26 protein-coding genes are annotated in these 24,848 nt (G+C 34.9%); 9 read left to right on the forward strand and 17 right to left on the reverse strand.

The window, feature by feature from the left end:
- Positions 1 to 42: 42 nt before the first annotated feature.
- The 5 genes from paaC to B4N66_RS06250 all read right to left on the reverse strand — a co-directional run bounded on the left by paaC (position 43) and on the right by B4N66_RS06250 (position 4,263).
- Complete coding sequence (gene paaC, locus B4N66_RS06230; RefSeq protein WP_291093214.1) at positions 43 to 795, reverse strand: 1,2-phenylacetyl-CoA epoxidase subunit PaaC; 753 nt, start codon at positions 793 to 795, stop codon at positions 43 to 45.
- Between the two features lie 83 nt (positions 796 to 878).
- Positions 879 to 1,160 (reverse strand): 1,2-phenylacetyl-CoA epoxidase subunit PaaB, encoded by a 282-nt coding sequence (paaB, locus tag B4N66_RS06235; protein ID WP_112086245.1) that lies wholly within the window; start codon positions 1,158 to 1,160, stop codon positions 879 to 881.
- Between the two features lie 68 nt (positions 1,161 to 1,228).
- Entirely contained in the window at positions 1,229 to 2,185 is a 957-nt protein-coding gene (gene paaA, locus B4N66_RS06240) for a 1,2-phenylacetyl-CoA epoxidase subunit PaaA (RefSeq protein WP_299518593.1), read from the reverse strand.
- Positions 2,186 to 2,488: 303 nt separating this feature from the next.
- Positions 2,489 to 3,562, reverse strand: a complete 1,074-nt coding sequence (gene paaE / locus B4N66_RS06245; protein WP_291093215.1) for a 1,2-phenylacetyl-CoA epoxidase subunit PaaE — start codon at positions 3,560 to 3,562, stop codon at positions 2,489 to 2,491.
- Positions 3,563 to 3,693: 131 nt separating this feature from the next.
- On the reverse strand, positions 3,694 to 4,263 hold the full coding sequence (locus B4N66_RS06250) for a TetR/AcrR family transcriptional regulator (protein ID WP_291093216.1): 570 nt from the start codon (positions 4,261 to 4,263) through the stop codon (positions 3,694 to 3,696).
- A 222-nt stretch (positions 4,264 to 4,485) separates the two neighbouring features.
- Between B4N66_RS06250 and B4N66_RS06255 the strand changes: the two genes are divergently transcribed.
- On the forward strand, positions 4,486 to 4,794 hold the full coding sequence (locus B4N66_RS06255) for a rhodanese-like domain-containing protein (protein WP_291093217.1): 309 nt from the start codon (positions 4,486 to 4,488) through the stop codon (positions 4,792 to 4,794).
- A 2-nt stretch (positions 4,795 to 4,796) separates the two neighbouring features.
- Here the strand turns inward: B4N66_RS06255 and B4N66_RS06260 are convergent, their stop codons facing one another.
- The 10 genes from B4N66_RS06260 to alaS form a co-directional block, all read right to left on the reverse strand.
- Positions 4,797 to 5,489, reverse strand: coding sequence for a DUF4230 domain-containing protein (locus B4N66_RS06260; RefSeq protein ID WP_291093218.1), 693 nt, complete (start codon positions 5,487 to 5,489; stop codon positions 4,797 to 4,799).
- A gap of 29 nt (positions 5,490 to 5,518) precedes the next feature.
- Positions 5,519 to 6,169, reverse strand: coding sequence for a response regulator transcription factor (locus B4N66_RS06265; RefSeq protein ID WP_291093219.1), 651 nt, complete (start codon positions 6,167 to 6,169; stop codon positions 5,519 to 5,521).
- A 4-nt stretch (positions 6,170 to 6,173) separates the two neighbouring features.
- Positions 6,174 to 6,440 (reverse strand): hypothetical protein, encoded by a 267-nt coding sequence (locus tag B4N66_RS06270; RefSeq protein ID WP_291093220.1) that lies wholly within the window; start codon positions 6,438 to 6,440, stop codon positions 6,174 to 6,176.
- A 74-nt stretch (positions 6,441 to 6,514) separates the two neighbouring features.
- Positions 6,515 to 8,413 carry a tetratricopeptide repeat-containing sensor histidine kinase gene (locus tag B4N66_RS06275; protein ID WP_291093221.1) on the reverse strand — a complete coding sequence of 633 codons (1,899 nt, stop codon included), beginning with the start codon at positions 8,411 to 8,413 and terminating at the stop codon, positions 6,515 to 6,517.
- Between the two features lie 310 nt (positions 8,414 to 8,723).
- The gene (locus B4N66_RS06280) at positions 8,724 to 9,272 is read right to left on the reverse strand and encodes a hypothetical protein (protein WP_291093222.1); all 549 of its coding nucleotides are present in this window, start codon (positions 9,270 to 9,272) and stop codon (positions 8,724 to 8,726) included.
- Complete coding sequence (locus tag B4N66_RS06285; protein WP_291093223.1) at positions 9,273 to 9,695, reverse strand: hypothetical protein; 423 nt, start codon at positions 9,693 to 9,695, stop codon at positions 9,273 to 9,275.
- Between the two features lie 92 nt (positions 9,696 to 9,787).
- The gene (locus tag B4N66_RS06290) at positions 9,788 to 10,318 is read right to left on the reverse strand and encodes a DUF6252 family protein (protein ID WP_248435144.1); all 531 of its coding nucleotides are present in this window, start codon (positions 10,316 to 10,318) and stop codon (positions 9,788 to 9,790) included.
- Positions 10,319 to 10,473: 155 nt separating this feature from the next.
- Complete coding sequence (locus B4N66_RS06295) at positions 10,474 to 11,424, reverse strand: GSCFA domain-containing protein (RefSeq protein ID WP_291093225.1); 951 nt, start codon at positions 11,422 to 11,424, stop codon at positions 10,474 to 10,476.
- 35 nt (positions 11,425 to 11,459) lie between these two features.
- Positions 11,460 to 11,894 carry a lipocalin family protein gene (locus tag B4N66_RS06300; protein ID WP_291093227.1) on the reverse strand — a complete coding sequence of 145 codons (435 nt, stop codon included), beginning with the start codon at positions 11,892 to 11,894 and terminating at the stop codon, positions 11,460 to 11,462.
- Between the two features lie 19 nt (positions 11,895 to 11,913).
- A complete protein-coding gene (gene alaS / locus B4N66_RS06305; RefSeq protein WP_291093229.1) occupies positions 11,914 to 14,550 on the reverse strand; it encodes an alanine--tRNA ligase in 2,637 nt (878 codons plus the stop codon).
- Positions 14,551 to 14,731: 181 nt separating this feature from the next.
- Here alaS and B4N66_RS06310 point away from each other — a divergent pair, with 181 nt between their 5' ends.
- From B4N66_RS06310 to B4N66_RS06340, 7 genes are read left to right on the forward strand one after another with little or no spacing between them, the layout of a single operon-like run.
- Entirely contained in the window at positions 14,732 to 15,712 is a 981-nt protein-coding gene (locus tag B4N66_RS06310; RefSeq protein WP_291093231.1) for a M23 family metallopeptidase, read from the forward strand.
- Positions 15,712 to 16,041: a MerR family transcriptional regulator gene (locus B4N66_RS06315; protein ID WP_291093232.1), complete on the forward strand. Its 330-nt coding sequence runs from the start codon at positions 15,712 to 15,714 to the stop codon at positions 16,039 to 16,041. The genes B4N66_RS06310 and B4N66_RS06315 overlap by 1 nt, the downstream gene beginning before the upstream one ends.
- Positions 16,042 to 16,061: 20 nt before the next feature.
- A complete protein-coding gene (locus B4N66_RS06320; RefSeq protein WP_291093233.1) occupies positions 16,062 to 16,625 on the forward strand; it encodes a LemA family protein in 564 nt (187 codons plus the stop codon).
- Positions 16,626 to 16,628: 3 nt separating this feature from the next.
- A complete protein-coding gene (locus tag B4N66_RS06325) occupies positions 16,629 to 17,573 on the forward strand; it encodes a M48 family metallopeptidase (protein ID WP_291093234.1) in 945 nt (314 codons plus the stop codon).
- 42 nt (positions 17,574 to 17,615) lie between these two features.
- On the forward strand, positions 17,616 to 18,200 hold the full coding sequence (locus B4N66_RS06330; RefSeq protein WP_291093235.1) for a LemA family protein: 585 nt from the start codon (positions 17,616 to 17,618) through the stop codon (positions 18,198 to 18,200).
- 3 nt (positions 18,201 to 18,203) lie between these two features.
- Entirely contained in the window at positions 18,204 to 18,641 is a 438-nt protein-coding gene (locus B4N66_RS06335) for a TPM domain-containing protein (RefSeq protein WP_291093237.1), read from the forward strand.
- Positions 18,642 to 19,433 (forward strand): TPM domain-containing protein, encoded by a 792-nt coding sequence (locus B4N66_RS06340; RefSeq protein WP_291093239.1) that lies wholly within the window; start codon positions 18,642 to 18,644, stop codon positions 19,431 to 19,433. It abuts the gene before it with no gap.
- 73 nt (positions 19,434 to 19,506) lie between these two features.
- Here the strand turns inward: B4N66_RS06340 and B4N66_RS06345 are convergent, their stop codons facing one another.
- On the reverse strand, positions 19,507 to 22,290 hold the full coding sequence (locus B4N66_RS06345) for a TonB-dependent receptor (RefSeq protein WP_291093240.1): 2,784 nt from the start codon (positions 22,288 to 22,290) through the stop codon (positions 19,507 to 19,509).
- 202 nt (positions 22,291 to 22,492) lie between these two features.
- On the reverse strand, positions 22,493 to 23,803 hold the full coding sequence (der, locus tag B4N66_RS06350; RefSeq protein WP_291093242.1) for a ribosome biogenesis GTPase Der: 1,311 nt from the start codon (positions 23,801 to 23,803) through the stop codon (positions 22,493 to 22,495).
- Between the two features lie 350 nt (positions 23,804 to 24,153).
- Here der and B4N66_RS06355 point away from each other — a divergent pair, with 350 nt between their 5' ends.
- Positions 24,154 to 24,648 carry a hypothetical protein gene (locus B4N66_RS06355; RefSeq protein ID WP_291093243.1) on the forward strand — a complete coding sequence of 165 codons (495 nt, stop codon included), beginning with the start codon at positions 24,154 to 24,156 and terminating at the stop codon, positions 24,646 to 24,648.
- Positions 24,649 to 24,848 lie beyond the last annotated feature (200 nt).

Raw genomic sequence — 24,848 nt, forward strand, 5'->3', positions numbered from 1 at the left:
CCGCAAAGAATACAAAGGTTTTTCGATAAAGTCGTTATGTTTTTACCAAGTCATATTTGGATATGTGCGTTGCATATATTGTAATTCGGTTAGAATATAGCCCATATGTTCGCTGTGAATTCCTTGTTTTCCTCCTTTTTGGAAGTATTCAATGTTTGGTGTTTGTAATGTTGATTCTTCTAAAATGGTGTTTACTTTTTTATAAAAAGCTTCTTTTAACTGACTTACATCGACTCCGATTCCTTCTGAAACCATTGCTTTTTCAGCATTGGTTTGATGAAATAACTCTTCTGTAAAAACCCACAAATCATTGAGGGCAGTTTGGATTCTGTTGTGACTTTCTTCGGTTCCGTCGCCTAATCTTCTGATCCAGTCCGATGAAAAACGAGTGTGATAGGAAACTTCTTTAATGCTTTTTTTTGCTATTGCCGATAATGTTGCATCAGAACTATTCTGCAATTCTTGCAGCAACAATAAATGATACACATCAAATAAAAATTGTCGGCCGATGGAATAAGCAAAATCACGATTGGGTTGTTCTACCAAAAGGACGTTTTTGTAATCTCGTTCTTTTCGAAGAAAAGCGATTGTGTCTTCGGTGGCATCATCTCCAATTAGTTTGGCGGCATACTGATAGTAACTTCGCACTTGACCGAATAAGTCAAGGGAAATGTTGGTCATCGCAATGTCGGTTTCCAGACTTGGTCCGTGACCGCAAAGTTCGCCTAGACGTTGACCTAAAATCAATGAATTGTCGGCTATGCTGAAAATATATTGAACTAAATTGTTATTCATATTTTTTTATTTTACAATCTAAAACATAAAAAATTTAAACCATATAAGTCAATTAAGCTCATATAAGTTTAAAAGCTTTGATTTTACATGTGTTTTAATTCGTCGGGAAGTTCATAAAAAGTTGGATGACGATAGGCTTTGTCTTTTGCCGGTTCAAAAAGCTCTGCACTGTCTTCCGGATTGGAAGCGGTGATTTGTGCTGATGGAACGACCCAAATGCTTACGCCTTCCATTCTGCGTGTGTAGACATCGCGAGCATTTTCAAGTGCCATTGTTGCATCACTTGCGTGAAGGCTTCCGCAATGACGGTGTTCTAATCCGTTTTTACTTCGTATAAATACTTCCCAAAGAGGCCAGTTTTTCATTTTCTTTAAGTTTACGGTCGCAGTCGCAGTTTGCAGTCTGAATACTGAAAACTGTGACTGTTAACTATTTATATTGCTTCTTTAACTACTTTATTTTCTTGTTTTTCGGCGTAAGCCATGGCGGCGTCACGTACCCATTTTCCGTTTTCCCATGCATTTTTTCGGGCGGCGATTCGTTCTTTGTTACAGGGTCCGTGACCTTTTACCACTTGCCAAAATTCATCCCAATCGAGTTCGCCGAATTCGTAATGTTTGGTTTCTTCGTTGTATTTTAAGGTTGGATCAGGAATGGTTAAACCAATCATATCAGCTTGCGGAACGGTTTGATCAACAAATTGTTGACGTAATTCGTCATTTGTTTTGCGTTTTAACTTCCATTTCATTGATTGTTCAGTGTGAACGGAAGCATCGTCAGTTGGTCCTAACATCATTAGCGATGGAAACCACCAGCGATTAAGTGCATCTTGAGCCATTTCTTTTTGTTCCGGCGTTCCGTTTGCCAATGTCATCATAATTTGAAAACCTTGTCGTTGATGGAAACTTTCTTCTTTACACACTCGTACCATGGCACGTGCGTAAGGCCCGAAAGAAGTGGTAGTTAATGGCACTTGGTTAATAATTGCTGCACCATCTACCAACCAACCAATGGCTCCCATATCTGCCCACGTTAGTGTTGGATAGTTGAAGATACTGGAATATTTTGCTTTTCCGGAATGAAGTTGTTCGTATAATTCTTCGCGAGAAATTCCGAGGGTTTCGCAAGCGGAATATAAGTACAAACCGTGTCCGGCTTCGTCTTGGATTTTGGCTAACAAAGCTACTTTTCTTTTAAGCGAAGGTGCTCTGGTTATCCAATTTCCTTCGGGCAACATACCTACTATTTCGGAGTGAGCGTGTTGCGAAATTTGACGAATGTGTGTTTGACGGTATTTTTCGGGCATCCAATCTTTGGGCTCGATTTTTTCGTCGCGGGCAATTTTTGCGTCAAAGATTGCTTCTAGGTTTTTTACTTCGTGTTCTGACATAGCTTTTAATTTTTTAGTGGTTAGTTTTTGGCTAACAATTAAAATTTATTTTTTTACTTTTTGAACCATATAAGTCATATAAGTTCAAGTAAGTTTTTCTTTTTTTAACCATTAAGAAATTAAGGGACATTAAGGTTTTAATTTCTTGGGTTTTGGTTTACATTATTTTGTTTTTGGCACTTTCGTTTTTATGGTTTCCTTTTTAGCCCCGATTGAAGCAAGTAGCTCCGCCTTGGCGGACTACTGCGGAAAGCGGGAATATGGTTTACTGAAAAAGCCCGAGCCATTCCGCTTCTAAAAACTTTAAACGCCAAAATCGATTACGACTTTTTTGGAAGTGGGAACGGCTTGGCAACTGAGTACCAAACCTTTATCGACTTCGTTTTGATCGAGTGCGTAATTGACTTTCATTTCGACAGTTCCCTCGATGACTTTGCACTTGCAGGTGCTGCAAACGCCGCCTTTGCAGGCAAACGGTAGATCGGCACCGGCTGCTAAAGCTCCGTCGAGAATGTTGTCGAAATCATCGTCCATATCAAAGTGAAATTCCTTTCCTCCATCGATGATGGTGACTTCGGTTCCTTCAACTTTTTTCTCTATAATTTTATTGATTCGCTGTTTATCTTCTTCGGTTATTCCGCTGGTAAACAGTTCGAAATGTATTTTTTCTTTAGGCAAACCGGCTTCAATCAACTCGTCTTTTAGCAGATGAATCATATCTTCGGGTCCGCAAATGAAACATTCGTCGATGGACGGAACGTGGATGAGTTTGCTGGTGATGATTTTCATTTTTTCTGAAGAAAATCGGCCGTTGAACAGTTCTGCCGGACGGTGCTCTTTGGTTAAAAAATGGAAAATTTCAAAACGGTTGAAATAGGTGTTTTTTAATTGCTCGATTTCTTCTTTAAACACGATGGATTTTACGGTTCGGTTTAAATAAAAAAGTTTGAAAGTAGCGTTGGGTTCGAGTGCCAAATGTGTTTTGATGATGGACAAAATAGGCGTGATGCCGCTTCCTGCCGCAAAAGCAATGTAATTTTTGGTTTGGGTTGGATTGATTTGGGTGAAAAATGTTCCGCTGGGCGACATCACATCCAAACTATCTCCTTTTTTCAATTTTTCGTTGATATAGCTTGAGAATAAACCGTGGCTAATTTTTTTGACAGCAACTCTCCATTTTTTCTCCGTTGGACTGGAACACAATGAATAGGAACGACGCACATCTTGACCGTCAATCAAGGCTCGCAACGTTAAATGTTGACCTTGTGTGAATTGAAAATCGGTTTGTAATTCTTGTGGAATATCTAACGTGATGACGGAACAATCTTTTGTTTCCTTGTAGATATCGGCCACTTTGATGCTATGAAATTTTGCCATAAATCGAATTAATTAAAACTAACAACTGTTAGTTTACTATGCAAATTTAATGATTATTTTTTAAAGTTACGAAAACGTTTGAAAAAAAGATAAAGATTTGAAAATGATTAACAAAGTTAACGGTAAATGACTTACACAATGCCGTTCAGAAGCACTTGCGACATATTTTTTCGGAGGGTTGCTTCGTTTAGATTTTTGGATTTGTTGTACCAAAGGTAAAGTGTGCGAAGCGTTGAAAGTGTTGAAAAAACAATAACTTCGGGATTGATGTTTTGTAGTTCTTTGTCTTGAATTCCTTTTTTGATGATTTGGCGAAAATTTTGTTCATATTCTTCCCGCATTTTGATGAAATAATGTAATTCGTTGTCGGTTAAATGCATCCAATCGTTGTTTAGGCAAGCTAGTGCATCGGAATTTCGTAACGTAATATCGATGTGTAATTGAATTACTTTTTCGATTTTTTGGATGGAAGAAATGTCGGCTGACACAATTTCGTTCATCACATTCGTGAATTCTTCCGCGATTTCAATGACGATTAAAACCAGAATTTCTTGCTTAGATTTGATGTGATTATACAAGCTTGCCGCTTTGATATTCATCGCTTGAGCAATGTCTCGCATCGTCACGGCACTGTATCCTTTTTCTTTGAAAAGTTGTGCAGAAACGGAAATGATTTCGGTTTTTCGGTCAGTAATCTTCATAGAATTTCAAATATAAAGATTTTTTTGGATTGGGTAACTTTTGTTACGGAATGGTTTTTAGATTGTTGTTATTTTTGTTGAAGATTTAGAGCTAAAAAATTAAAAAAATCTAAATAATCAAAAAAAAACATTTTGCGTCTTTTTGAACCATTAAGGTATTAAGGTGCATTAAGTTTATATAACGCAGATTTGAAAACAAGAAAAATTTTAAATAAAAAAAATATGGGATTATTGAGTATGTTGGGTTTGGGTGGAAAACAGGAAAGTGTGAGCGATTTTATGGAAAAAGGTGCTGTGATTATTGATGTGCGAACGGTTGGTGAATTTCAACAAGGAAATATTAAGGGTTCGAAAAATATTCCGTTGAACACGATTTCATCAAAAATTGAAGAAATTAAAAAACTGAACAAACCGGTAATTGTTTGTTGCCAGAGTGGAATGCGAAGTTCTCAAGCCAATTCAATTTTAAAAAATAACGGCATTGAATCGATGAATGGTGGCGGATGGCAAAGTTTGGAACGAAAATTATAAATTTAGGTTTTAATTTTTTTGGATAAACCGGTTTGTGTCAAAACTGTTTCGCCATTGTACTCCAATTTCCAACCCATTGTGTTGGTTAGAATTAGTATTTTGGAAAGTTCGCTGATTAATCGGTTTTCGGCATTGGTTTTAAGTTTTGATTTTTCCATTTTTTTGGCGATTTCAGCTTTTACTTTCTTGTTAATTTTATTGTAATCGGCTGTACCAAAAGGATTAAATGTACTTTCGTCGATGCTGTAAAAATGAATATCGGGATTAATTTTCATTTCGGCTTCGGGAATATTTGTGATGGAAATGGTTTTCGTGGTTTCGTTGATATCGTATTTTATTTTACTTAAATCGTACGAAATTGTTATTTCTGCATTCACAACCATCAAGGCTTTCTTTTCAAAAGAAACCATATCCATAACATAGTTCTTTTGATCTTTGTATGTCATTACTTGCGAATACGTTCCTTCGGTAACGACTAATTTGGAGACATTTCGCAGTTGCTTTTCGATTAAAGCGGAATTGTATTCGATGGTAGAAGAATCTTTTTCTTTGGTAAAATACTGATAACCGAGATAAAGCAAAACACCAATAATGATGATGTAAATCAATTTTCCTGATCGTCCAATGGCTTGAATAATTGGAACTAACACATTTTTAAGTTGGGTTTCTGTGGATTGATTTCTTCTTGTAGCCATCGCATATAAATTTATACGAAGATAAAAATTTAAATCAACTTATTCGATTTGGCTTTTTGAATGGCTTCCAATTTATTGTGAACTTGAAGTTTCGTATAAATATTTTCGATGTGTTTTCGGACGGTCGAAGGCGAAAGTATCAAATTATCTGCAATTTGATTGTAATTTAATCCTTTTGAAAGTTGTTCCAATACTTCAATTTCACGCGGAGAAAGTTTGATTTCTTCTTCTTCGGTTTTGGCATCAAAATCGATTGGATTTCGTAATAATTTTAAAGTTTTTAAGGCAATTGACGGATTCATCGCCGCTCCGCCATTTAACGTTTCAATGATTCCTTGGTGCAAATCGGTTGGGTTGACTTCTTTGAGCAAATAGCCATCGGCACCGGCTTTGATAGCGTTAAAAATATTTTCATCATTATCAAAAGCAGTCAGCATAATGACTTTAATTTGAGGGTATTTTTGTTTGATGATTGCAGTGGCTTCGATTCCGTTGAGAACAGGCATTTCGATATCCATCAATAAAACATCAAGGTTGTGATTCTCGCCTAATTTGGTTAATAATTCAGCTCCGTTTAGTGCAGAAAATTTGATTTGAATATCTTCGAAAAAAGATAATTTTTCCCGAATGGCTTTGATTAAAAAACTATTATCATCAATTATGGCGAGTTTGATATTCATTTTGTTATAAATTAGTTTTACTAAACAAATGTAAAAATTCCAGTTTCAATTGAATAGCGTTTAATTTTCGTTGCGTAGTTTCTTCCAATTCGGCTAAATTATTGATGGAATCATTCATTTGATTTTTTCTGTTTTTTTCTGAAATCAATTGATCTTGAATGCAAAAAACACGGTAAAGATGTTCTTTCTCTTTTTCATTATTCTTCCGTTTGAAAAATAAAATCAAAAACAGATTGATAAAAATAAAAAGAACAAAAAGTGAATGATTCATAGCAATTTTATTTTTTGATTGAACTCAAATTTAGCAAAAAACAAAACTGAATTCCATACGGCAATTGCCTTATTCTACGAAATTTGTTTTTCGATTAAAATGCTGGTTCCTTTATCTTTTTCGGAGATGATTTTTAAATCGGCATTTAATTCTAATGCTCTCTTTTTCATATTATTCAAACCATTTCCGAGTTCAATTTCTGATTCTGAAAAACCAATTCCGTTATCATTAATTGAAAAAATCATTTTGTTATTTTCTTGTTTCAGTAAAATTTTAATTTGAGATGCGTTGGCATATTTTATGGCGTTATTCACCGCTTCTTGGATAATTCTATAAATATTCATTCCTTCGATAGATGAAAATTCGTGTGACGCATTTACGCTGTCTTCGATTGAAAAATCAAATGAAATTCCGTGTGTAGCCAACTGAGCATTATCAATAAAATTGGTGATTCTGATTTGTAAATCTTCCACAGAAATAGCATTTTTGTTCATTGCCCAAATGGTATCACGCAATTCGGTAATCGTGTTTTTGGTGAAGCCACTGATGTTATCAAACTTAGAAACTAATTTTTCTTTCGCTATATCAAAATACTTTAAATTATCGATGGAAGAAATGATGAATGTGAGCTGCGAACCAATGTTGTCGTGCAAATCTCTGGAAATCTGCAATCGTTGTTCTTGTAGTTTATTTTGAGTTTCAATTTTAACGAGAGCTTCTTTGAGTTCGACTTCCTTAATAAGTTGATTATTCTTAATTTTTTGTTGATTGTATAAAAGATAACCCAGCAATCCCAGTACGAAAGCAAATCCTAATGAACCAAAAATGATGGTGTTTTTTTGTTTTATCTTTAATTCATTTTCGGCTAATTCTGCTCTGTTTTGAGCTATTTCTGTATCTTTTTTGGCGGTTTGGTATTTCGTTTCAAGTTCTTGCAACTGTTTTATGTTGGATAATTTCTGAATACTATCACGAAATTGGTTTTTCAGATTATGGTATTCATTTGCTTTTTTATAATCATTTTTGGCTTCATAAAGTAGAGCATAATAATTATAGGTGTTTTCAATATCAAATGCTGATTTTGATTTTTTTGCATAAACGAAAGCACTATCGAAATTCTTTTTAGCTTCAAGATAATTTTCTTTGTACAAATATACATCACCAATATTATTGTAGGAAGAAGCCAAACCCGCATAATTTTTAATAGAATGTTCTAATTTTATCGCTTGTTTAAAGTAAATTAAGGCAGAATCAATTTTCTCCATATAATAGTAAACTCCACCTACATTATTGAGTGACTCTGCAATTCCTCTAAAGTCTTTTAACTCCTCTTCAATCTTTAGAGAATATTTGAAATAACGAAGAGCATTCGCTAAACTATCTTCGTAAGCATATACTATTGCCATGTTGTTATATGCTTCAGAAAGGCCTTTTTTCTTTTTCAACTTTTCAAAATCAACGATCGCTTTCTGATGATACGATTTAGCTTTCTCATTCATTTCCAATGACCTGTAAACCAATCCAATGTTATTGTTAATAATGGCCTGATTATTTAAATCCTTCTTTTTGTCGTAAATTTTTATTGATTTTAGATAGGCTTTCAAGGATTCTTCATACAAACCGAGATTTCTTTTGCAGGAACCAATATTATTATAAGCTGAAGCAACTATTAGTGAATCTTTAGTTAAAGTCAGTGCCTTTTCAGAATAATCAATTGCTTTTTCATAATTACCTTTAACCCGGGTTACGATTCCCATGTTGTCTAATGTGTAAGCCAATGATAAATTGAGTTTTTCTGCTTTAGCAATTTTTTCAGCTTTGCTGAGTAGTTCCATCGCTTTGTTTGTGTTGGAAGCATATATTTTCAATGCTTTTACATTCAAACTATCAATTACTTTATGCTCTTTTACTTGAGCAAAAATTTGCATAAAAAATAAGCCGAAAAAAATAACTGCTTTTAGTTTTTTTGTCATTATGTTTGAATTTTGGAACTATTCAAATTTAATCTTTTGTTTTTAAGTCAACAAAAAATGTTTACTTATTATTGATTTTAAGTAGTATAACTACTTTAAAACAACAATTAAATTGAGTAATAAAACTAGAAATATCATAAAATAAATCAGTAGCACGATTCGTAATGTTTTGATTGTTTTCATCTTTTTGAATGTTGGGATAGGACAAAATTCGGGTAATTAACATTGTGAAACAATACGACAAATGCCGTATAAAAAAAATTCCCAATCGAGCAGATTACGATTGGGAAATTATAACTTGACTTTACTCTTATTTTTTGCTCTTTGCATATTCTGCTAACTGAAAAGCATAAGCATCAAGTGTTTTTTTCATGGCATCTAGAAATAAATCTCTGTCAACTGTAACGGTATAAAGCATGAGTCCTTGCTGCTCTTTATAAGTTATTTCGCCACTCGGAGAACCTTTTTTTATTTCCTTTACATAATCATTTGCCGATTGATACTTTATTTTGCTTTTAGCAATGTAAGCCATAGGATCAAAAGACAAAGCTCCCCAATTTGGCGATACTATATTCATAGGTAAATCATAAGTAAATAGGTTTGAAAAATGACTTACTTGGGCAACAGGGTCAAATGAGAAAGTATGCTTATACTCTTCTGAATCATAAAATTTCGAAACAAATTTTTTATCCCAGTTTACTAAAAATGGCTCTAACAAAACGGAAAGATTAACCATAATAGCATCGTTTTTCGACGCTAATTTAGTATGTGCTCCCATAGCCATTTTTGGATATTTAAAAATAGGTTTTTTCCCCGCTGCAAATGTTACAGCAGCACCCCATTCCTGACCGGCTTCCATTTAACTAAAAAATTCACCTGCATTTACACTAGTCTCTTTTGTGAGTAACTTTTTATATTCATCTTGATTTTCGACTGTTGATGGATCAATAATTGTATAGCCAATCTTTGAAAAATGGTTTTCTAAAGTTGATTTAAAATAATCTGCCAACTCTTGAACGTTATCAGACGTAATTCCGTCAATAATGGATGCAAAACGGTCAATATGGTCTCTACTGTTTTTATTAAGTGAACCCTTACGTTGGTATTCCATTGTTTTTAACGTCACATTTGCACCAATAAAACAAATTTTGTTAGACTTTCCAAAAGGATTTTTACTATCCATTTGAATATAATTTTTAGAAAAGTCTTTGGTTGCGAACTCTTGTCCTTTTACTATTAAAGAGAACACCAAACAGATTATGATACTTACTACTACTTTCATATACATATAAAATTAATTATAAATTACAAGAATTAAAACTTCCCAAACAAAGCATATTTCGATTGGGAAGTATAAAAAACCACTAAAAAAATTTATTCAAATTCTACATTAAAAGAACCTTCTGTTACTTCTTTCATACTTCCATCATCCGTGTTTTTTGCCGAATAACTAAAAGTACCTTTGATGTGCGTATCGGTAATTTCAGAAATTTTTATTTCACCCACTTTGTCGCCACCTTCATAAGGAGCAGACCAAATTTTTGATTCAAAAGCAGTTGGGTTAGAGATATCAACTGTAATTTCAGTGTAACTTGCATTTGCTTGTCCTAAACCTAAAGTTCCTCCAATATCATAGGTTCCTACACCGTCAAAAGTTGTAATATTAAAAACAAACGCTTTGCTAGAAGTACCTCCTGTATTTCCTTGAATTGAAAGCATAGATCCTACTTGATAAGCAAACGTTGTCATTTCCATACTTGTTACCCAAGACCCATCAACTTTTGCAGTAATTGTTCCTGCCGCTGCACTACCTCCACCTCCGCCATCATCATCACTACTACATGACGTTAAAAAAATAGATGTTGTTACTAAAAAGCACGCACAGATAAATTTAATTGTTTTCATAATTATTGTATTTAATTGGTTAAATAATTCGAAACAAAATTGCTGCTTTTGAGGAAGGAGTACAATAAGGCAAATGCCGTATTTTGAAAATAGGTCACTAAATTGAGAAGGAAAATTATATTTAAAACAGCTAAAAGTAAAGGAAGTTCAGAAAATTAACTCAGATTTAAAAAAGGATATTTTTCTTGAAGTTGCTCAATTCGTTCATGAAGTTTTTGAACAAAAAGCTGGTGTTGTTCTGTGTTTGGATTAAAAGGTCGATGCGTTAATCCTTTTTGAATGCTTTCAATTTCCGACATAATCGGAAAAACATGGTATGAAATATGTGATTCCACAAAATGCTTCCAAATATAATCCACTGCCGTTTGATTTGGATGCAACATATCTTCGGAATAGAAACGGTAATCTCGTAAATCATCCATCATCATCTCATAACTTGGGAAATAGCTGGAAGTTGGAAGTTGGGAGATGGAAGAATGTATTGCCGAAATTAAATGCGACTTACTTAATTGATTTTCTACAAAACCATCCTTTAAATGACGAACGGGTGAAACAGTGAAAATAAACTTTATTTCCGGATTGAATTCGATTAATTTTGATTGGATATTCTTTAGAGAAGATACAACCTCATCAACTGATAATAATTCTTTTGTAAAATTGCTTTGTGGTATTTTATGACAATTGGCGACTCTTTTTTGTGTATGCGAAAAACGATACGTCCAAGCAGTTCCCAACGTAATGATTAAATGTGTACAGGCTTGAAGTTGTCCGTTTAAATACGTTAGAATGCCATTCAAATTGATGAGCATATCGTCTTTGTCGGGATTGTTCAATTCGGAATGTACTTCAAAACAATGCCACAATTCATTTTCAAAAAACAAATCGGCTTCGGTAAATAATCGCATTTCTACAGCACGTAACAATACATTTTCAATGGCATCCGGCTGAAAAAGTATCCCAAACGGATTGTTATAATATTGAAATTTATACTGCTCGAATTTGGTGCTAATATTTTCTGAAAAACACGAACCCAGGGTAACCACTTTCGAATAATAATCGATGGGATGGTTGCTTTTTGGAATGTTGATTGGGGTTCGGAAATTCATACTAAAACTGAAATACTATTGAGCTTTATAATAATTTAGTTTCTTGTAAAAGTTGATCTATACACAATTATCCCTTCAGGATCATTAACCGTCTGTTTCAATATCAACTCATCATTAGTTAAACTTTCAACAATATAAGTGTATTCATAAAGTATTGGATCAAATGGAGAGCTAGATATAGTTAATATACTACCATTTAAAATCCATGCAGCTGATTCAACCTCGTTTAACTCACAACTTGTATTGTGACCATTAAAAGTAAGTTCTCCGTTTGTAAAAAACTCTTGAAAATCTCTGCTTGTTTCACAATCATGATTATAATTTTGAAATTCTCCACCATTAGAAGTTCCGCCTTTTATATACCATTTTCCTAATATAGTTGGTTCAGAAATTGCTGATCCTTCGTCATCACTGGTATTGCAAGAAATTGTTAATCCTGCAAAAAATAAAAATAATATAAATTTTTTCATTTCTGTAATTCGTAATTTTTTATTTAATAAAATCAATTGCCTTCTCCAAAGCCTCTTTAATTCCATCCACATTTTTACCACCAGCTGTTGCAAAAAATGGTTGTCCACCACCGCCGCCTTGGATATATTTTCCTAATTCACGAACGACTTGTCCGGCATTTAAATTATGTGTAGCAACCAATTCTTTTGAAATATAACACGTTAACATCGGTTTATTATCCTCGGCTGTAGACAAAACTAAAAATAAATTATTGCCTAAATTTCCTAATTCATACGCCAAATCTTTTGCTCCTTCCGGATTCAAATCGACTTGTTTGGCTAAGAATTTTATGCCGTTAATTTCTTGTAGTTCTGATGCTAATTCGCCTTTTAAGTTTTTTGCCTTTTCACGTAATAATTGCTCAATTTGTTTTTTCAATTTGGCATTATCATCTTGTAAGGAAACGACTGATTTTAAAATATCTTGCGGATTTTTTAATGTTTCTTTTAGTTCTGCTAATGTGTTTTCTTGATTTTTGTAAAAGTCTTTCACTGCATCACCTGTAATCGCTTCGATTCTACGAATTCCCGCCGCCACAGCACCTTCTGAAATAATTTTGAAATGCCAAATATCTGCTGTGTTTTTCACGTGAATGCCACCACATAATTCTTTACTGTTGCCAAATTCAATCATACGAACTGAATCGCCGTATTTTTCGCCAAACAAAGCCATTGCACCTTGTTCCATTGCTTGCTGAATCGGAATATTTCTGTGTTCAACTAATTGTAGTTGTTCTTCAATTCGTTCGTTTACGAAATCTTCTACTTGTTTGATTTCGTCATCCGAAACTTTCGAAAAATGCGAAAAGTCAAAACGCAAATAATTCGGATTCACCAACGAACCTTTTTGTTCCACGTGCGTTCCTAAAATCGTTCGCAAAGCCAAATGCATCAAATGCGTAGCCGAGTGATTTTTAGAAGTCGAAGTTCTTAAATCGGTATTCACTTTCGCCACAAAAGCAGCATTAAGATTTTCAGGAAGTTGTTTCGCAAAATGCAAAATCAAATTATTTTCTTTTTTGGTGTCGATAATTTCAATGGATTCATTGGCTGAAATTAAAGTTCCTTTATCGCCAACTTGTCCACCACCTTCCGGATAAAAAGGAGTTGCATCTAAAACAATTTGATATAAAATTCCGTCTTTTTTTGAATCTACTTTACGAATTCGAGTGATTTTTACTTCATTTTCTGTTTGATCATAACCAACAAATGTTTCTACATTTCCGGGAATTAAAACTGACCAATCTTCGGTTGAAACTTCTGAAGCGGCACGAGAACGGGCTTTTTGTTTTTGCAATTCAACTTCAAATTCTTCTTCCTTATAACTGAAACCTTTTTCTTTTAAAATTAAAGCCGTCAAATCTTTTGGAAAACCAAACGTATCATATAATTCGAATACTTTTGCTCCTGAAACTTCATTTCCTTTTGTCTCTGAAACTACATTTTCCAACAATTGTAAACCTTGATCTAACGTTCTCAAAAAGGAAGCTTCTTCTTCTCGAATCACATTCGTAACTAAATTTTGTTGCGATTTAATTTCAGGGAAAAACTCACCCATCTGATTTGCCAAAACTTCAATCAATTTATTGATGAATGGTTCTTTTGTATTCAAAAATGTAAATCCGTAACGAATCGCACGACGTAAAATTCTACGAATCACATAGCCGGCTCCGGTGTTCGAAGGCAATTGTCCATCCGCAATTGCAAAAGCAACAGCTCTGATATGATCAACGATTACTCGAATCGCAATGTTGATTTTATTTTGTTCTTCTGATATGTTTTTAACTTCGTTAGAAGTATATTTCAGACCTGTAATTTGTACCACTTTTTCAATTAGTGGCGTAAAAACATCGGTATCATAATTGGATGTTTTTCCTTGCAAAGCCATACACAAACGTTCAAATCCCATTCCGGTATCTACATGTTGTGCGGGTAATTTTTCTAAACTTCCATCGGCTTTACGGTTAAACTCCATGAATACGTTGTTCCAAATTTCCACTACTTGAGGATGGTCGTTATTCACCAAACTCTTTCCGGAAACGGTTGCTTTTTCCTCTTCAGAACGCAAATCAACGTGAATTTCAGAACAAGGTCCGCACGGTCCCTGATCGCCCACTTCCCAAAAATTATCTTTTTTATTTCCTAAAATAATGCGGTCTTCATCAATCAATTCTTTCCAAATATCCCATGCTTCTTGGTCAAACGGCACATTTTCTTCGGGATTTCCTTCAAAAACTGAAACATATAAATTTTCTTTCGGAATTTTATAGACTTCCGTCAGCAATTCCCAAGCCCAATTGATAGCATCTTTCTTAAAATAATCACCAAATGACCAGTTTCCCAGCATTTCAAACATGGTGTGATGATAGGTGTCAAACCCAACATCTTCCAAATCATTGTGTTTTCCGGAAACACGCAAACATTTTTGAGTATCGGCAATTCGCTTGCTTTTAGGTTCGGCATTTCCTAAAAAATATTCTTTAAATTGAGCCATTCCCGAGTTGTTAAACATCAACGTTGGATCATCTTTTAGAACAATGGGTGCCGAAGGAACGATTAAATGTCCTTTACTTTCAAAAAATTGGAGAAACTGCTTGCGGATATCTTGTGATTTCATTGTAAAAAATTGTTCGGTGTTTAATTTTCAAATGGTTAGACAATAATTACTTTAAAAAAAGGTTTTTATTGTTTAAAATCGAATGCTTTCTTTAAAAAATTAAATTAGCATTAGAATGAAACATTTCTTAAATTTGTTCGTCTAATCCTTTTGAAAGCACAAAAATAGTATAATTTAAGAAATGTCGAAGAAAGTAAAGTATTATTACGACACAGAAAGTTTAGCTTATAAAAAAATTAGTCCAAAAAAAGGACGAAAGTTTGGTTATATGGCGTTATTTCTGCTTTCATCCGCCTTATTTGGATTCATTTGTTTTGTAGTTTTAATCAACACCCCTTATTTTGAAACGCCGAAAGACCGTTTACAAGCCAGAGAAATTGACAATATGAAACTTCGCTACCAAATTTTGAACAAAAAAATGGATCAATTGGATGAAGTAATTGCCAGCATAGAAGAACGTGACAACAATTTATACCGTATTTATTTTAACTCCTCTCCCATTCCAACTGAACAACGAAAAGCAGGATTTGGCGGAGTTAATCGATATAAAGAATTAGAAGGATATGACAATTCGGAATTGGTGATAAATACGACCAAAAGAGTAGATATGATTTCGAAAGAACTAGCCATTCAATCAAAATCGTTGGATGAAATTTTAGTGCTTGCCAAAGGAAAAGAGAAGTTATTAGCTGCCATTCCTGCTATTCAACCCGTTAAAAATGAAGATTTGACCAGAGTTGCCTCAGGTTTTGGATACAGAAATGACCCATTTACCAAAATTAGAAAAATGCACAACGGAATGGATTTTACAGCCAAAACAGGAACTCCGGTTTATGCTTCCGGAGATGGTGTCGTGGAAAGAGCAGATAATTCAATGTCCGGATATGGAAATTTAATCATCATCAAACATGGTTTTGGTTATACTACGTATTATGCTCATTTAAGTAAATACAAAATCAGAGCCGGACAAAAAGTAAAACGTGGTGACATTATTGGCTATGTAGGTAGTACCGGAAGAAGCGAAGCTCCGCATTTACATTATGAAGTTCATAAAGACGGCGAACCGATTAACCCAATTAATTTTTACTACGGAAGCATTTCTGCCGAAGAATATATTGCCATTTCAAAAATTGCTAACCAAGAAAATCAAGCACTCGACTAATGCATTTGAACTTACCAGAAAAAAGATACTACAGCATTGGCGAATTGTCCAAAGCATTTGACGTGAACGCCTCGTTGATTAGATTTTGGGATAAAGAATTCGATATTCTGAAACCAAAAAAGAATGCCAAAGGCAATCGAATGTTTACACCCGAAGATGTGAAAAATTTACAATTGATTTTTCATTTGGTTAAAGAACGTGGATTTACATTGGAAGGAGCCAAAACCCATTTGAAAGAAGGGCAGAAAAAAACGTTGGATAAATTTGAAATTATCAGCAAATTAGAAGGAATAAAAGCACAACTAACTGATTTAAAAAACGCATTATAATACACTAAAAAATAAATACTATGACTGGATTATTAATTGTTATCGGAATTATCGTTTTATTTGCTTTTATGGCCATTGGAATCTACAATGGACTGGTGAGCAACCGCAACAACCGCGAAAATGCATTTGCAGACATTGACGTTCAACTTAAGCAACGGCATGACCTTATTCCTCAGCTGATTGGTTCAGTAAAGGGCTATATGGAACATGAACGTGGAACATTGGAAGCCATCACCAATGCTCGATCCCGAGCAATGAACGCCACCGGCATCAACGACAAAATCGCTGCTGAACAAGAGTTAAGTGGAGCCTTACGCGGACTAAGCATTCAAGTGGAAGCCTATCCGGACTTAAAGGCTAACCAAAACTTCTTGCAGTTGCAAAACGAAATCTCAGACATCGAAAACAAATTGGCTGCAGCCAGAAGATACTTCAACTCGGCCACTCGCGAATTAAATAATGCTGTGCAAAAATTTCCCAACAATATCTTGGCAGGAATGTTTGGTTTTAAAACTGAGCCGATGTTTGATTTAGGTGTAACCGAGAGAGCCAATTTAGACAAAGCACCAGAAGTTAAATTTTAACCGGTGAAATACATAGGTATACAGGAACAAATCCGGAGAAACAACCGTAAATCGGTGTTATTACTCATTGCATTTCCGACCGTTTTACTGCTGTCGGTCTATGCGGTAGTGTTTCTGATGCAATACCAACCCGATTACGGTTATGACCTCGATTATATCAACCAAAGCTTTCTTAATATTGCTCCTATTGTGACGGTAGTGGTTGGTATTTGGTTTGCCATAGCCTATTTTGGACACACCAAAATGATTTCCATGGCAACCGGAGCAAAACCGTTGGAGCGAAAAAGCAATATGAAGATTTACAACTTAGTCGAAAACCTCTGCATTAGCCAAGGAATGCGAATGCCAAAAGTTGAAATCATCGAAAGTTCTGCTCTAAATGCTTATGCCAGCGGTATAGACGAGAAGACCTATACCGTAACCCTCACCCGAGGAATCATCGAGGCGTTAGAAGAAGATGAACTAGAAGGCGTTATTGCCCACGAACTGATGCATATCCAAAATCGCGATGTTAGACTGCTCGTTGTTTCCATCATTTTTGTGGGAATATTTACTTTTATAATGGAAATCTCCTTCCGAAGCATGCTCTACGGGGGTGGCAGAAGAAACAACAAAGACTCCGGCAAATTTATTCTTGTGATTCTTGTGGTATCCGTTGTTGCGTATCTACTCACGATGTTGTTCCGTTTTTCACTCAGCCGCAGTAGAGAATATATGGCTGATAGCGGTGCCGCCGCCATGACCCGAAAACCTTGGGCATTGGCTTCTGCTTTGAAAAAAATATCAGGACATCACCATATTAAAGACATCAAAAGCGAAGAAATTAAACAAATGTTCATCGAAAACACTCCAGATAAAAAAAATGCCAATATCTTTAGTAGTTTGAGCGGACTTTTTGCCACTCATCCTCCCATCGAAAAACGTATTGCCTTTTTGGAAAAAGTATAACATCAAAACAATAAATAAACAAAAACCTTAAAAACAAACAAAATGAAAAAATGGTTATTACCTATCGGGATTATTGTAGGACTAATTGTTATCATCGGATTCTACGTAGTTGGAATTCAAAATACTGCAATTACTAAAAGTCAAGCTGTCAACAAGTCTTGGGGAGATGTTCAAACGTCTTACCAAAGAAGAAGTGATTTAATTGGAAATTTGGTGAACACAGTTAAAGGTGCCGCCGATTTTGAAAAAAGTACTTTAGAAGCGGTTATTTCTGCCCGTGCCAGGGCTACTCAAACTACAATTGATCCAACAAATGTTACGCCGGAACAATTAGCTCAATTTAACCAAGCTCAAAGTGGTGTTTCTTCTGCTTTATCACGACTTTTGGTAACAGTGGAAGCCTATCCTGAATTAAAAGCCAACCAAAACTTCTTGAAATTACAAGACGAATTAGCAAGTACAGAAAACACCATTCAAACTGCTCGCGTTCGATTTAATGAATCAGTTGAAGGCTATAACAACCATGTTTTGAAATTTCCAAATAGAATTTTCTTAGGACAATATAAAGAAAAACCATTTTTTGATGCTGAACCGGGTTCTGATAAAGCTCCTGAAGTAAAATTCTAAATCATGTCTAAAGTAGAAGATTTTCTAACCCCGGCAGAAGAACAAGAAATTGTTCAGGCTATTGCTATGGCAGAAAAAAACACTTCCGGAGAAATTCGTGTGCACATTGAAAATCATTCAGATACACCTCCTATTGCCAGAGCACGGGAGGTGTTTGATTCCTTAAAAATGTATAAAACCCAAGCCAGAAATGGTGTTTTGTTTTATGTTGGCGTAGCCGATCATTCTTTTGCCATCATTGGTGATAGCGGTATTGATGATGTGGTAGAAAGTGATTTTTGGGAATGTACGAAAGACATTGTTATTGAAAACTTCAAAAACAAAAAATTCAAAGATGGTTTGGTCGAAGGAATTAGTAGAGCCGGCGAACGTTTGAAAGAGTTTTTTCCTTATGATTCAGATGACACAAACGAACTTTCTAACGAAATATCCAAAGGATAAATGAAATTTACCACAAAAATATATTGGATTTTAGCGTTGATAATTTTACCTTTTCAGGTAAGCCTTGCTCAATTTAAAATTCCTAACGTTCCCAGTTTTCAAACTAGTGTGTATGATTATGCGAAAGTATTATCCGATGGCGAAAAAAGAGCATTGGAAGAAAAACTCGTGCGTTATTCCGACAGCACTACTACTCAAATTGTTGTGATTACCATCGATGATTTAAAAGGTGAAAACATTGGATTATTAGCCCCAAGATGGGGACAAGAATGGGGAATTGGTGGAAGCAAAGAACAAGACAACGGTGTTGTTATTTTACTTTCTAAAAACGATAGAAGAATTCACATCTCACCGGGTTATGGTGTAGAAGACAGACTTACAGCCGGAATTACAGGAGAATTAGTCAGAAATGTAATTCTACCCGAATTTAAGGCCGGAAGTTATTACCGTGGTTTAGATAAAGGTGTCGATGCTATTTTTGATGTTCTCAAAGGGAAATACAAAGGCAAACGAAAAAATGATAAAGGCGGAATTCCTGTTATTTTTATTCTGCTTTTTATTGTGATTATATTTATAATTATCTCAAAAGGTTCCAAAAATAACCGCAATGGTGGTTCCGGTCGTTTTTCCGGACCCGATTTAGCCGATATTATCATCTTAAGCAGTTTAGGTCGTGGCGGTGGCGGAAGCTTTGGTGGCGGTTCATCCGGCGGTGGATTTGGCGGTGGCGGATTCGGTGGCGGATTCGGCGGTGGCGGATTTAGTGGCGGTGGAGCCGGTGGAAGTTGGTAGAATAAAAAATTTAATTATAAAAAATGCCCCAAAAAGTTAGACAATTTGGGGCATTCTTATTTAATGGTTTCTTTTAATCTAAGAAGAACATTCCGCCTTCTTTTTCCTTCTTACCTCCAAATTTATCTAATTTGTAGGTTAATGAAAACATCACATATTGTTGTAAAACTATATTTTCAGAATCGGTTATTGCGGTTGGCGTAATGGTTCTTCGCACACCAACATTTTGGTTTAGAACGTCATACACTTTTACTTTGGCAAGCAGTCTGTCTTTGTAGAAATTATATCCTAAACTGGTGTTCCATAAATAGAAATCTTTCTGAAAACCATCAGCAATATTGGAATTGTATGTGTAGCCGAAATCATTTCCAAAAACAACTTTCTTAGGCCAATAGCTGGTAAATTCCATTTTGAATCGGTGCACAAAATTATTAGCATTTTCAATTACATAATTTTTAAAATCAGTTGAATTGAATGCATAACTGTAGGTTGGTGCAATGGTGATTAAGTCTTCAATACTCCAATTCAAATTTATTCTAGGTTCTATTCGCCATCCTCTTGCTTCATACAATTCGGCATTGGTTAAGCCTTGATTAATGTTGTAACCGGAATCAAATCCTGTGCTAATACGAAGTGTTCGTTTTTCTTTTTTAAATGATTTACTCCACGAAACACCCATGTAACTGTTCAAACCTTTGTCCACATTTTCATAGGTGGTTTGTGCTCTAAAACTTTCATCAAAAACTGTGGAAGAAACAATTTGATCTTTAGACATTGTCATTCCGCCATAAAAGAAAAAACCGCTTCTTGATTGCCAGTCATAATTATTAAAATTGGAATAAACAGAATGTTGTTGAGTAGGATTTAATTCACCATTTCCAACAATCGTATTCAACGGATTGGAAAGATTTTCTACCGGAAGAAATTGGTTCGCCAAAGGCAATTCCATCTTAAAATTGTAATTTGCATAAATTGATTTTCCTTTGCTGATTGTGTAATATAAATTGGCAGAGCCTCGTGGGAAAACATAATTTTTGTTCAATCGTGTATTGACTGCCAAATAATCGGACTCATTTTTAAATGTAACAAATTCCGGACCGGCTCCAAATCCGGCTCTTAAATTCTTTTTATTCCAACTTAATCTGGCAGAGGGGTGAATCTTAATGACACTCGAATTAATTTCGTTGGATAAGGGAGCGTTAAATTCAGAATAACCACCGGAAACTTCATCAAAATCAAAGGTTGCATCAGAATCTTGCGACGCATAATACGTAAACTCCGACGCAATACTTACTTTTAAAGAATCAGTGATGGGTTCGCTATACCGAAGCTCTGTTTCTACTTTATTAAATTTGCGGTCTCTAAAAACATTTTGATCCCGTATGTCATCCGGTTCTCCCGTTAAATAATAAAACGTAGAAGAATTCAAATTAGAAAAAGTATTTGTTTTTTTATGTTCATTTGTTAACGAAGCAGAAATTCCACGTTCTTTCTTTTTAAATGATTTATAAAAGTAAATACTGTTTTCAAAGGAAGTATCGTCCATATCTGAAAACGTATTAGAATTACTTTCGTTAGACAACTCATTTGCCTGGTTACGTGTTTCTTGATTGGTATTAAAACGGTCTTTATTTAAAGCTCTCACAAACTTTGGTTCTACATAAATAGTAGCAGTTGAATCTAATTTTATTTCAAAATTAAACGTCAAATTATGCGAATTCCCAATACGATTCGAAGTTGAATTTGATTCAGTAAAAGTAGTTTCTGTTGGTAATAAATTCGTGCGGGAAGAACGGCTTACATTTTCTGTTTCAGCATTCGTGAAAAAGTAATTGTTATTAACATCTACTTTTTTAAACCATTTGTCTGCATAGTTGATTCCTATTAAATTAGACGTCGTTAATCCGTTACTCCCACCAAAACTCATTCCGTTAATTCCAAAGGAACCATCATCACTGGAATATACCGATACATTTCTACCCCCACCCATATTATCAAAAATTTCATTCATTGAAAAACCGACCGAATTGATATTATTGGCAGAGGCCAACACACTGATTTTTTGTTCACCTTTGAACCAATTGAGCAGCAAACTGGATTCATACCGTTCATCGGAACCATAGCCGCCCATAATTTTACCAAAAAAACCTTTATTTTTATCTTCTTGAATGGTTAAATTGATGGTTTTCTCTTCACCGGAAGCGGTTTCTCCCGACAATTCTTCTGCTTTAGTTTTAGTATCAACCACCTGAATTTTTTCGATGATTTCTGCGGGAAGATTTTGTGTGGCTATTTTTCCGTCTTTGCCAAAAAATGGTTTTCCGTTGACAAGAATTTGGTTTACTTCTTTTCCGTTTACGGTAATTTTTCCTTCAGGAGAAATTTCAACTCCAGGTAATTGTTTGAGTAATTTTTCAACATTTGAATCGGCTCCTACTTTAAAAGAAGCAGCATCGAATTCTAACGTATCATTTTTAATTCTGATTGGAGGAGCTTCGCCCTTGACTACAACTTCATCAAGGTTTGTTCCGCCCTCTTTCAAATTGATAACGCCTAATTCTAAATTTTCGTTAATTGAATTTATTTCTTTGCTGTAATTTTCATATCCCAAAAAAGAGACTTTTAAGATAAGTGGCTGTGCAATTTTTCGTGTTCTTATTTCAAAATTTCCATTTTTTTCTGAAATGGTATAATCTACAACACTAGAATCTTTTTTAGAAGTTAGATAAACCGTTGCCGATTCGAGTGGAAGTTTTGATAAATCATCAATGATTTTTCCCTTTACAGTGACAAAATTTTGACTGTAAGAAACGGAGACCAATAAAAATAAGACGAGAACGAAAAATTTTTTGTGCATAAAAATGTGGTTATTTACTGTGAGAAAATTCTATAACAGCAAATTAACACTTTTAGTATGCTTAGTTGAATATTTCTTACAAAAAGTTTAACATTTAATTTCGTAGGAAATAGAATTTAATAACAGAAAACAGAAAAACCATTAAGTAATTAAGGTGCNNGCACCTTAATTACTTAATGGTTTAAAATATCAATCTGATTTTTTATTTTTCTCGAATATAAATATCAATTGGTACTCCTGAAAAATCCCAGTTTTCACGAATTTTGTTTTCTAAGAAACGTTTGTATGGTTCTTTGACATACTGTGGTAAATTGGCAAAAAACACGAACTGAGGTGTTGGAGTTGGCAATTGCATACAATATTTGATTTTCACATATTTTCCTTTTAAAGCCGGTGGTGGATAAGTTTCGATCAATTTCAGCATATAATCGTTGAATTTAGAAGTCGAAATGCGTTGTTTTCTGTTTTCGTATACTTTTACGGTTTCTTCTAATGCTTTTAGCAAACGTTGTTTGGTTAAAGCAGAAACGAATAGTATCGTTACATCTGTAAAAGGTTCTAATTCTTTTTTGATTTTATTTTCGTAATCGCGGGTGGACATCGTGTCTTTTTCGACTAAATCCCACTTATTGACTAAGATGATAATTCCTTTTCTGTTTTTGGCGGCTAACCAAAAGATACTTTGATCTTGCCCTTCAAAACCACGGGTGGCATCAATCATCAAAATACAAACATCTGAATGCTCGATGGCACGTACAGAACGCATCACAGAATAGAACTCTAAATCTTCTTTTACTTTTGCTTTTCTGCGAATTCCGGCGGTATCGACTAAGTTGAATTCGAAACCAAAACGGTCGTATTTTGTATCGATGGAATCACGGGTTGTTCCGGCAACATCTGTTACAATGTATCGGTCAACACCAATTAATGCATTGATAAAACTTGATTTTCCGGCATTAGGACGACCCACCACTGCAAAACGAGGTAATTCGATTTCTTCTTGTGTTGGCTCAGGTTTGTTTGGGAAAACGTTGATTAATTCGTCTAACAATTCCCCTGTTCCACTTCCGGATGTGCTTGAAATGGTGATGAATTCGCCTAAACCAAGGTTGTAGAATTCATATGCATCTTTTTCACGCATAGCATTATCTACTTTGTTGACAACAACAATAACGGGTTTGGTAATTTTGCGAAGTAATTTTGCCACTTCATCATCCATTGGTGTGATGCCTTCTTCTACATCTACCACAAACATAATTACATCGGCTTCGTCGATGGCTAATTCTACTTGTTTGCGGATTTCTGCTTCAAAAATATCATCGGATCCTTTGATGTATCCACCGGTATCTATAACCGAAAATTCTTTTCCGTTCCATTCACTCTTTCCATAATTTCGGTCGCGGGTAACACCACTCACGGAATCAACAATCGCTTCTCTTCGTTTGATTAAACGATTAAAAAGTGTTGATTTACCAACGTTTGGTCTTCCTACAATGGCAACAATAGTACTCATAGTTCTAAATTCTAAATATTTTGCAAAGGTAGTCTTTTTTGTTTGAAGTTTAAACGTTGATTTGAAGAGCTTTAATTTGTTTGGAGCAGGGTTTGCGTTAAGGATGGAAGTGGAACTCTTTTTTTGCCCTGAGCGGTTTGAATATTGGGCAAAAAAAGTGGGAACGGACAGCCTGACCTGTAGCTTGCGGAAGGGAACGCCCAAAAGTAGATTGTTGGATTGTTGGATTATTGGATTGCTCGATTTTTAGATTTTTAGATTTTTGATTGAGTGTAAAAAATAAAGCGGTTTGTTTTACGTTTGAAAATTATTATTTCGTAAATTAGTATTCAATTATTACCCGCGTTTTTATGAATTTAGATGACCAATTGCCCTTACGGTATCGATTTGATAAAGTGGTGACCAAGTCGTATGATGCGATTTTGGCCAGTTGCGAAACACTGAAAGAAACGGTTGAACCGGATTATAAAATCAAGATTTCGGGTCATCATATTTGGTTGCACATTGGGTTGTTGCACCGTGAAAAACATTCGCCTCATTTGCATTTGGAGATTGAAAAAATGGAAGATGGCAATACGTTTGTTCGCGGATTATTTGGTCCTGATCCGGTTTTGTGGACGATGTTTATGTTTCTTCACTTTGTGGTGGGCGGAATTTTTGTGATTTTTACGGTGATTGCGTTTTCAAAATGGTCGCTAGATCAATCATACAAATTTGATTTGTTGGTTATGTTTGCGATGGTAAATGCGTGGTTTTTGTTATATTTTATTGCACGATTGAATCGGAAAAAAGGTTTGAAACAGGCGAGGGAGTTGGAGGTGTTGATGGAGAAAATTTTGGAGTGATTTTTTGGTTTAATCACGAAGAACACGAAGGGTTTACGTAAAGAGCACTAAGTCGCTTCGCTCTTTTTAAATGGAACACGGATTTTATGGATTAAAGGGATTTTCGCTGATTTGATAGCTTTGCTGTAATGGATTTAAAGGGATTCGTTTTGAGAACATTTTCTTCTTTAACTTTGAAATGCTGTGAGATTCTTCCTTTG

This window comes from Flavobacterium sp. UBA2787, from assembly GCA_002352205.1.
Lineage (GTDB): Bacteria > Bacteroidota > Bacteroidia > Flavobacteriales > Flavobacteriaceae > Flavobacterium.

Coding starts and splice junctions, on each gene's coding strand:
- paaC (WP_291093214.1), bottom strand. CDS start 795: ATGAATAACAATTTAGTTCAATATATTTTCAGCATAGCCGACAATTCA.
- paaB (WP_112086245.1), bottom strand. CDS start 1,160: ATGAAAAACTGGCCTCTTTGGGAAGTATTTATACGAAGTAAAAACGGA.
- paaA (WP_299518593.1), bottom strand. CDS start 2,185: ATGTCAGAACACGAAGTAAAAAACCTAGAAGCAATCTTTGACGCAAAA.
- paaE (WP_291093215.1), bottom strand. CDS start 3,562: ATGGCAAAATTTCATAGCATCAAAGTGGCCGATATCTACAAGGAAACA.
- B4N66_RS06250 (WP_291093216.1), bottom strand. CDS start 4,263: ATGAAGATTACTGACCGAAAAACCGAAATCATTTCCGTTTCTGCACAA.
- B4N66_RS06255 (WP_291093217.1), top strand. CDS start 4,486: ATGGGATTATTGAGTATGTTGGGTTTGGGTGGAAAACAGGAAAGTGTG.
- B4N66_RS06260 (WP_291093218.1), bottom strand. CDS start 5,489: ATGGCTACAAGAAGAAATCAATCCACAGAAACCCAACTTAAAAATGTG.
- B4N66_RS06265 (WP_291093219.1), bottom strand. CDS start 6,169: ATGAATATCAAACTCGCCATAATTGATGATAATAGTTTTTTAATCAAA.
- B4N66_RS06270 (WP_291093220.1), bottom strand. CDS start 6,440: ATGAATCATTCACTTTTTGTTCTTTTTATTTTTATCAATCTGTTTTTG.
- B4N66_RS06275 (WP_291093221.1), bottom strand. CDS start 8,413: ATGACAAAAAAACTAAAAGCAGTTATTTTTTTCGGCTTATTTTTTATG.
- B4N66_RS06280 (WP_291093222.1), bottom strand. CDS start 9,272: ATGGAAGCCGGTCAGGAATGGGGTGCTGCTGTAACATTTGCAGCGGGG.
- B4N66_RS06285 (WP_291093223.1), bottom strand. CDS start 9,695: ATGAAAGTAGTAGTAAGTATCATAATCTGTTTGGTGTTCTCTTTAATA.
- B4N66_RS06290 (WP_248435144.1), bottom strand. CDS start 10,318: ATGAAAACAATTAAATTTATCTGTGCGTGCTTTTTAGTAACAACATCT.
- B4N66_RS06295 (WP_291093225.1), bottom strand. CDS start 11,424: ATGAATTTCCGAACCCCAATCAACATTCCAAAAAGCAACCATCCCATC.
- B4N66_RS06300 (WP_291093227.1), bottom strand. CDS start 11,894: ATGAAAAAATTTATATTATTTTTATTTTTTGCAGGATTAACAATTTCT.
- alaS (WP_291093229.1), bottom strand. CDS start 14,550: ATGAAATCACAAGATATCCGCAAGCAGTTTCTCCAATTTTTTGAAAGT.
- B4N66_RS06310 (WP_291093231.1), top strand. CDS start 14,732: ATGTCGAAGAAAGTAAAGTATTATTACGACACAGAAAGTTTAGCTTAT.
- B4N66_RS06315 (WP_291093232.1), top strand. CDS start 15,712: ATGCATTTGAACTTACCAGAAAAAAGATACTACAGCATTGGCGAATTG.
- B4N66_RS06320 (WP_291093233.1), top strand. CDS start 16,062: ATGACTGGATTATTAATTGTTATCGGAATTATCGTTTTATTTGCTTTT.
- B4N66_RS06330 (WP_291093235.1), top strand. CDS start 17,616: ATGAAAAAATGGTTATTACCTATCGGGATTATTGTAGGACTAATTGTT.
- B4N66_RS06335 (WP_291093237.1), top strand. CDS start 18,204: ATGTCTAAAGTAGAAGATTTTCTAACCCCGGCAGAAGAACAAGAAATT.
- B4N66_RS06340 (WP_291093239.1), top strand. CDS start 18,642: ATGAAATTTACCACAAAAATATATTGGATTTTAGCGTTGATAATTTTA.
- B4N66_RS06345 (WP_291093240.1), bottom strand. CDS start 22,290: ATGCACAAAAAATTTTTCGTTCTCGTCTTATTTTTATTGGTCTCCGTT.
- der (WP_291093242.1), bottom strand. CDS start 23,803: ATGAGTACTATTGTTGCCATTGTAGGAAGACCAAACGTTGGTAAATCA.
- B4N66_RS06355 (WP_291093243.1), top strand. CDS start 24,154: ATGAATTTAGATGACCAATTGCCCTTACGGTATCGATTTGATAAAGTG.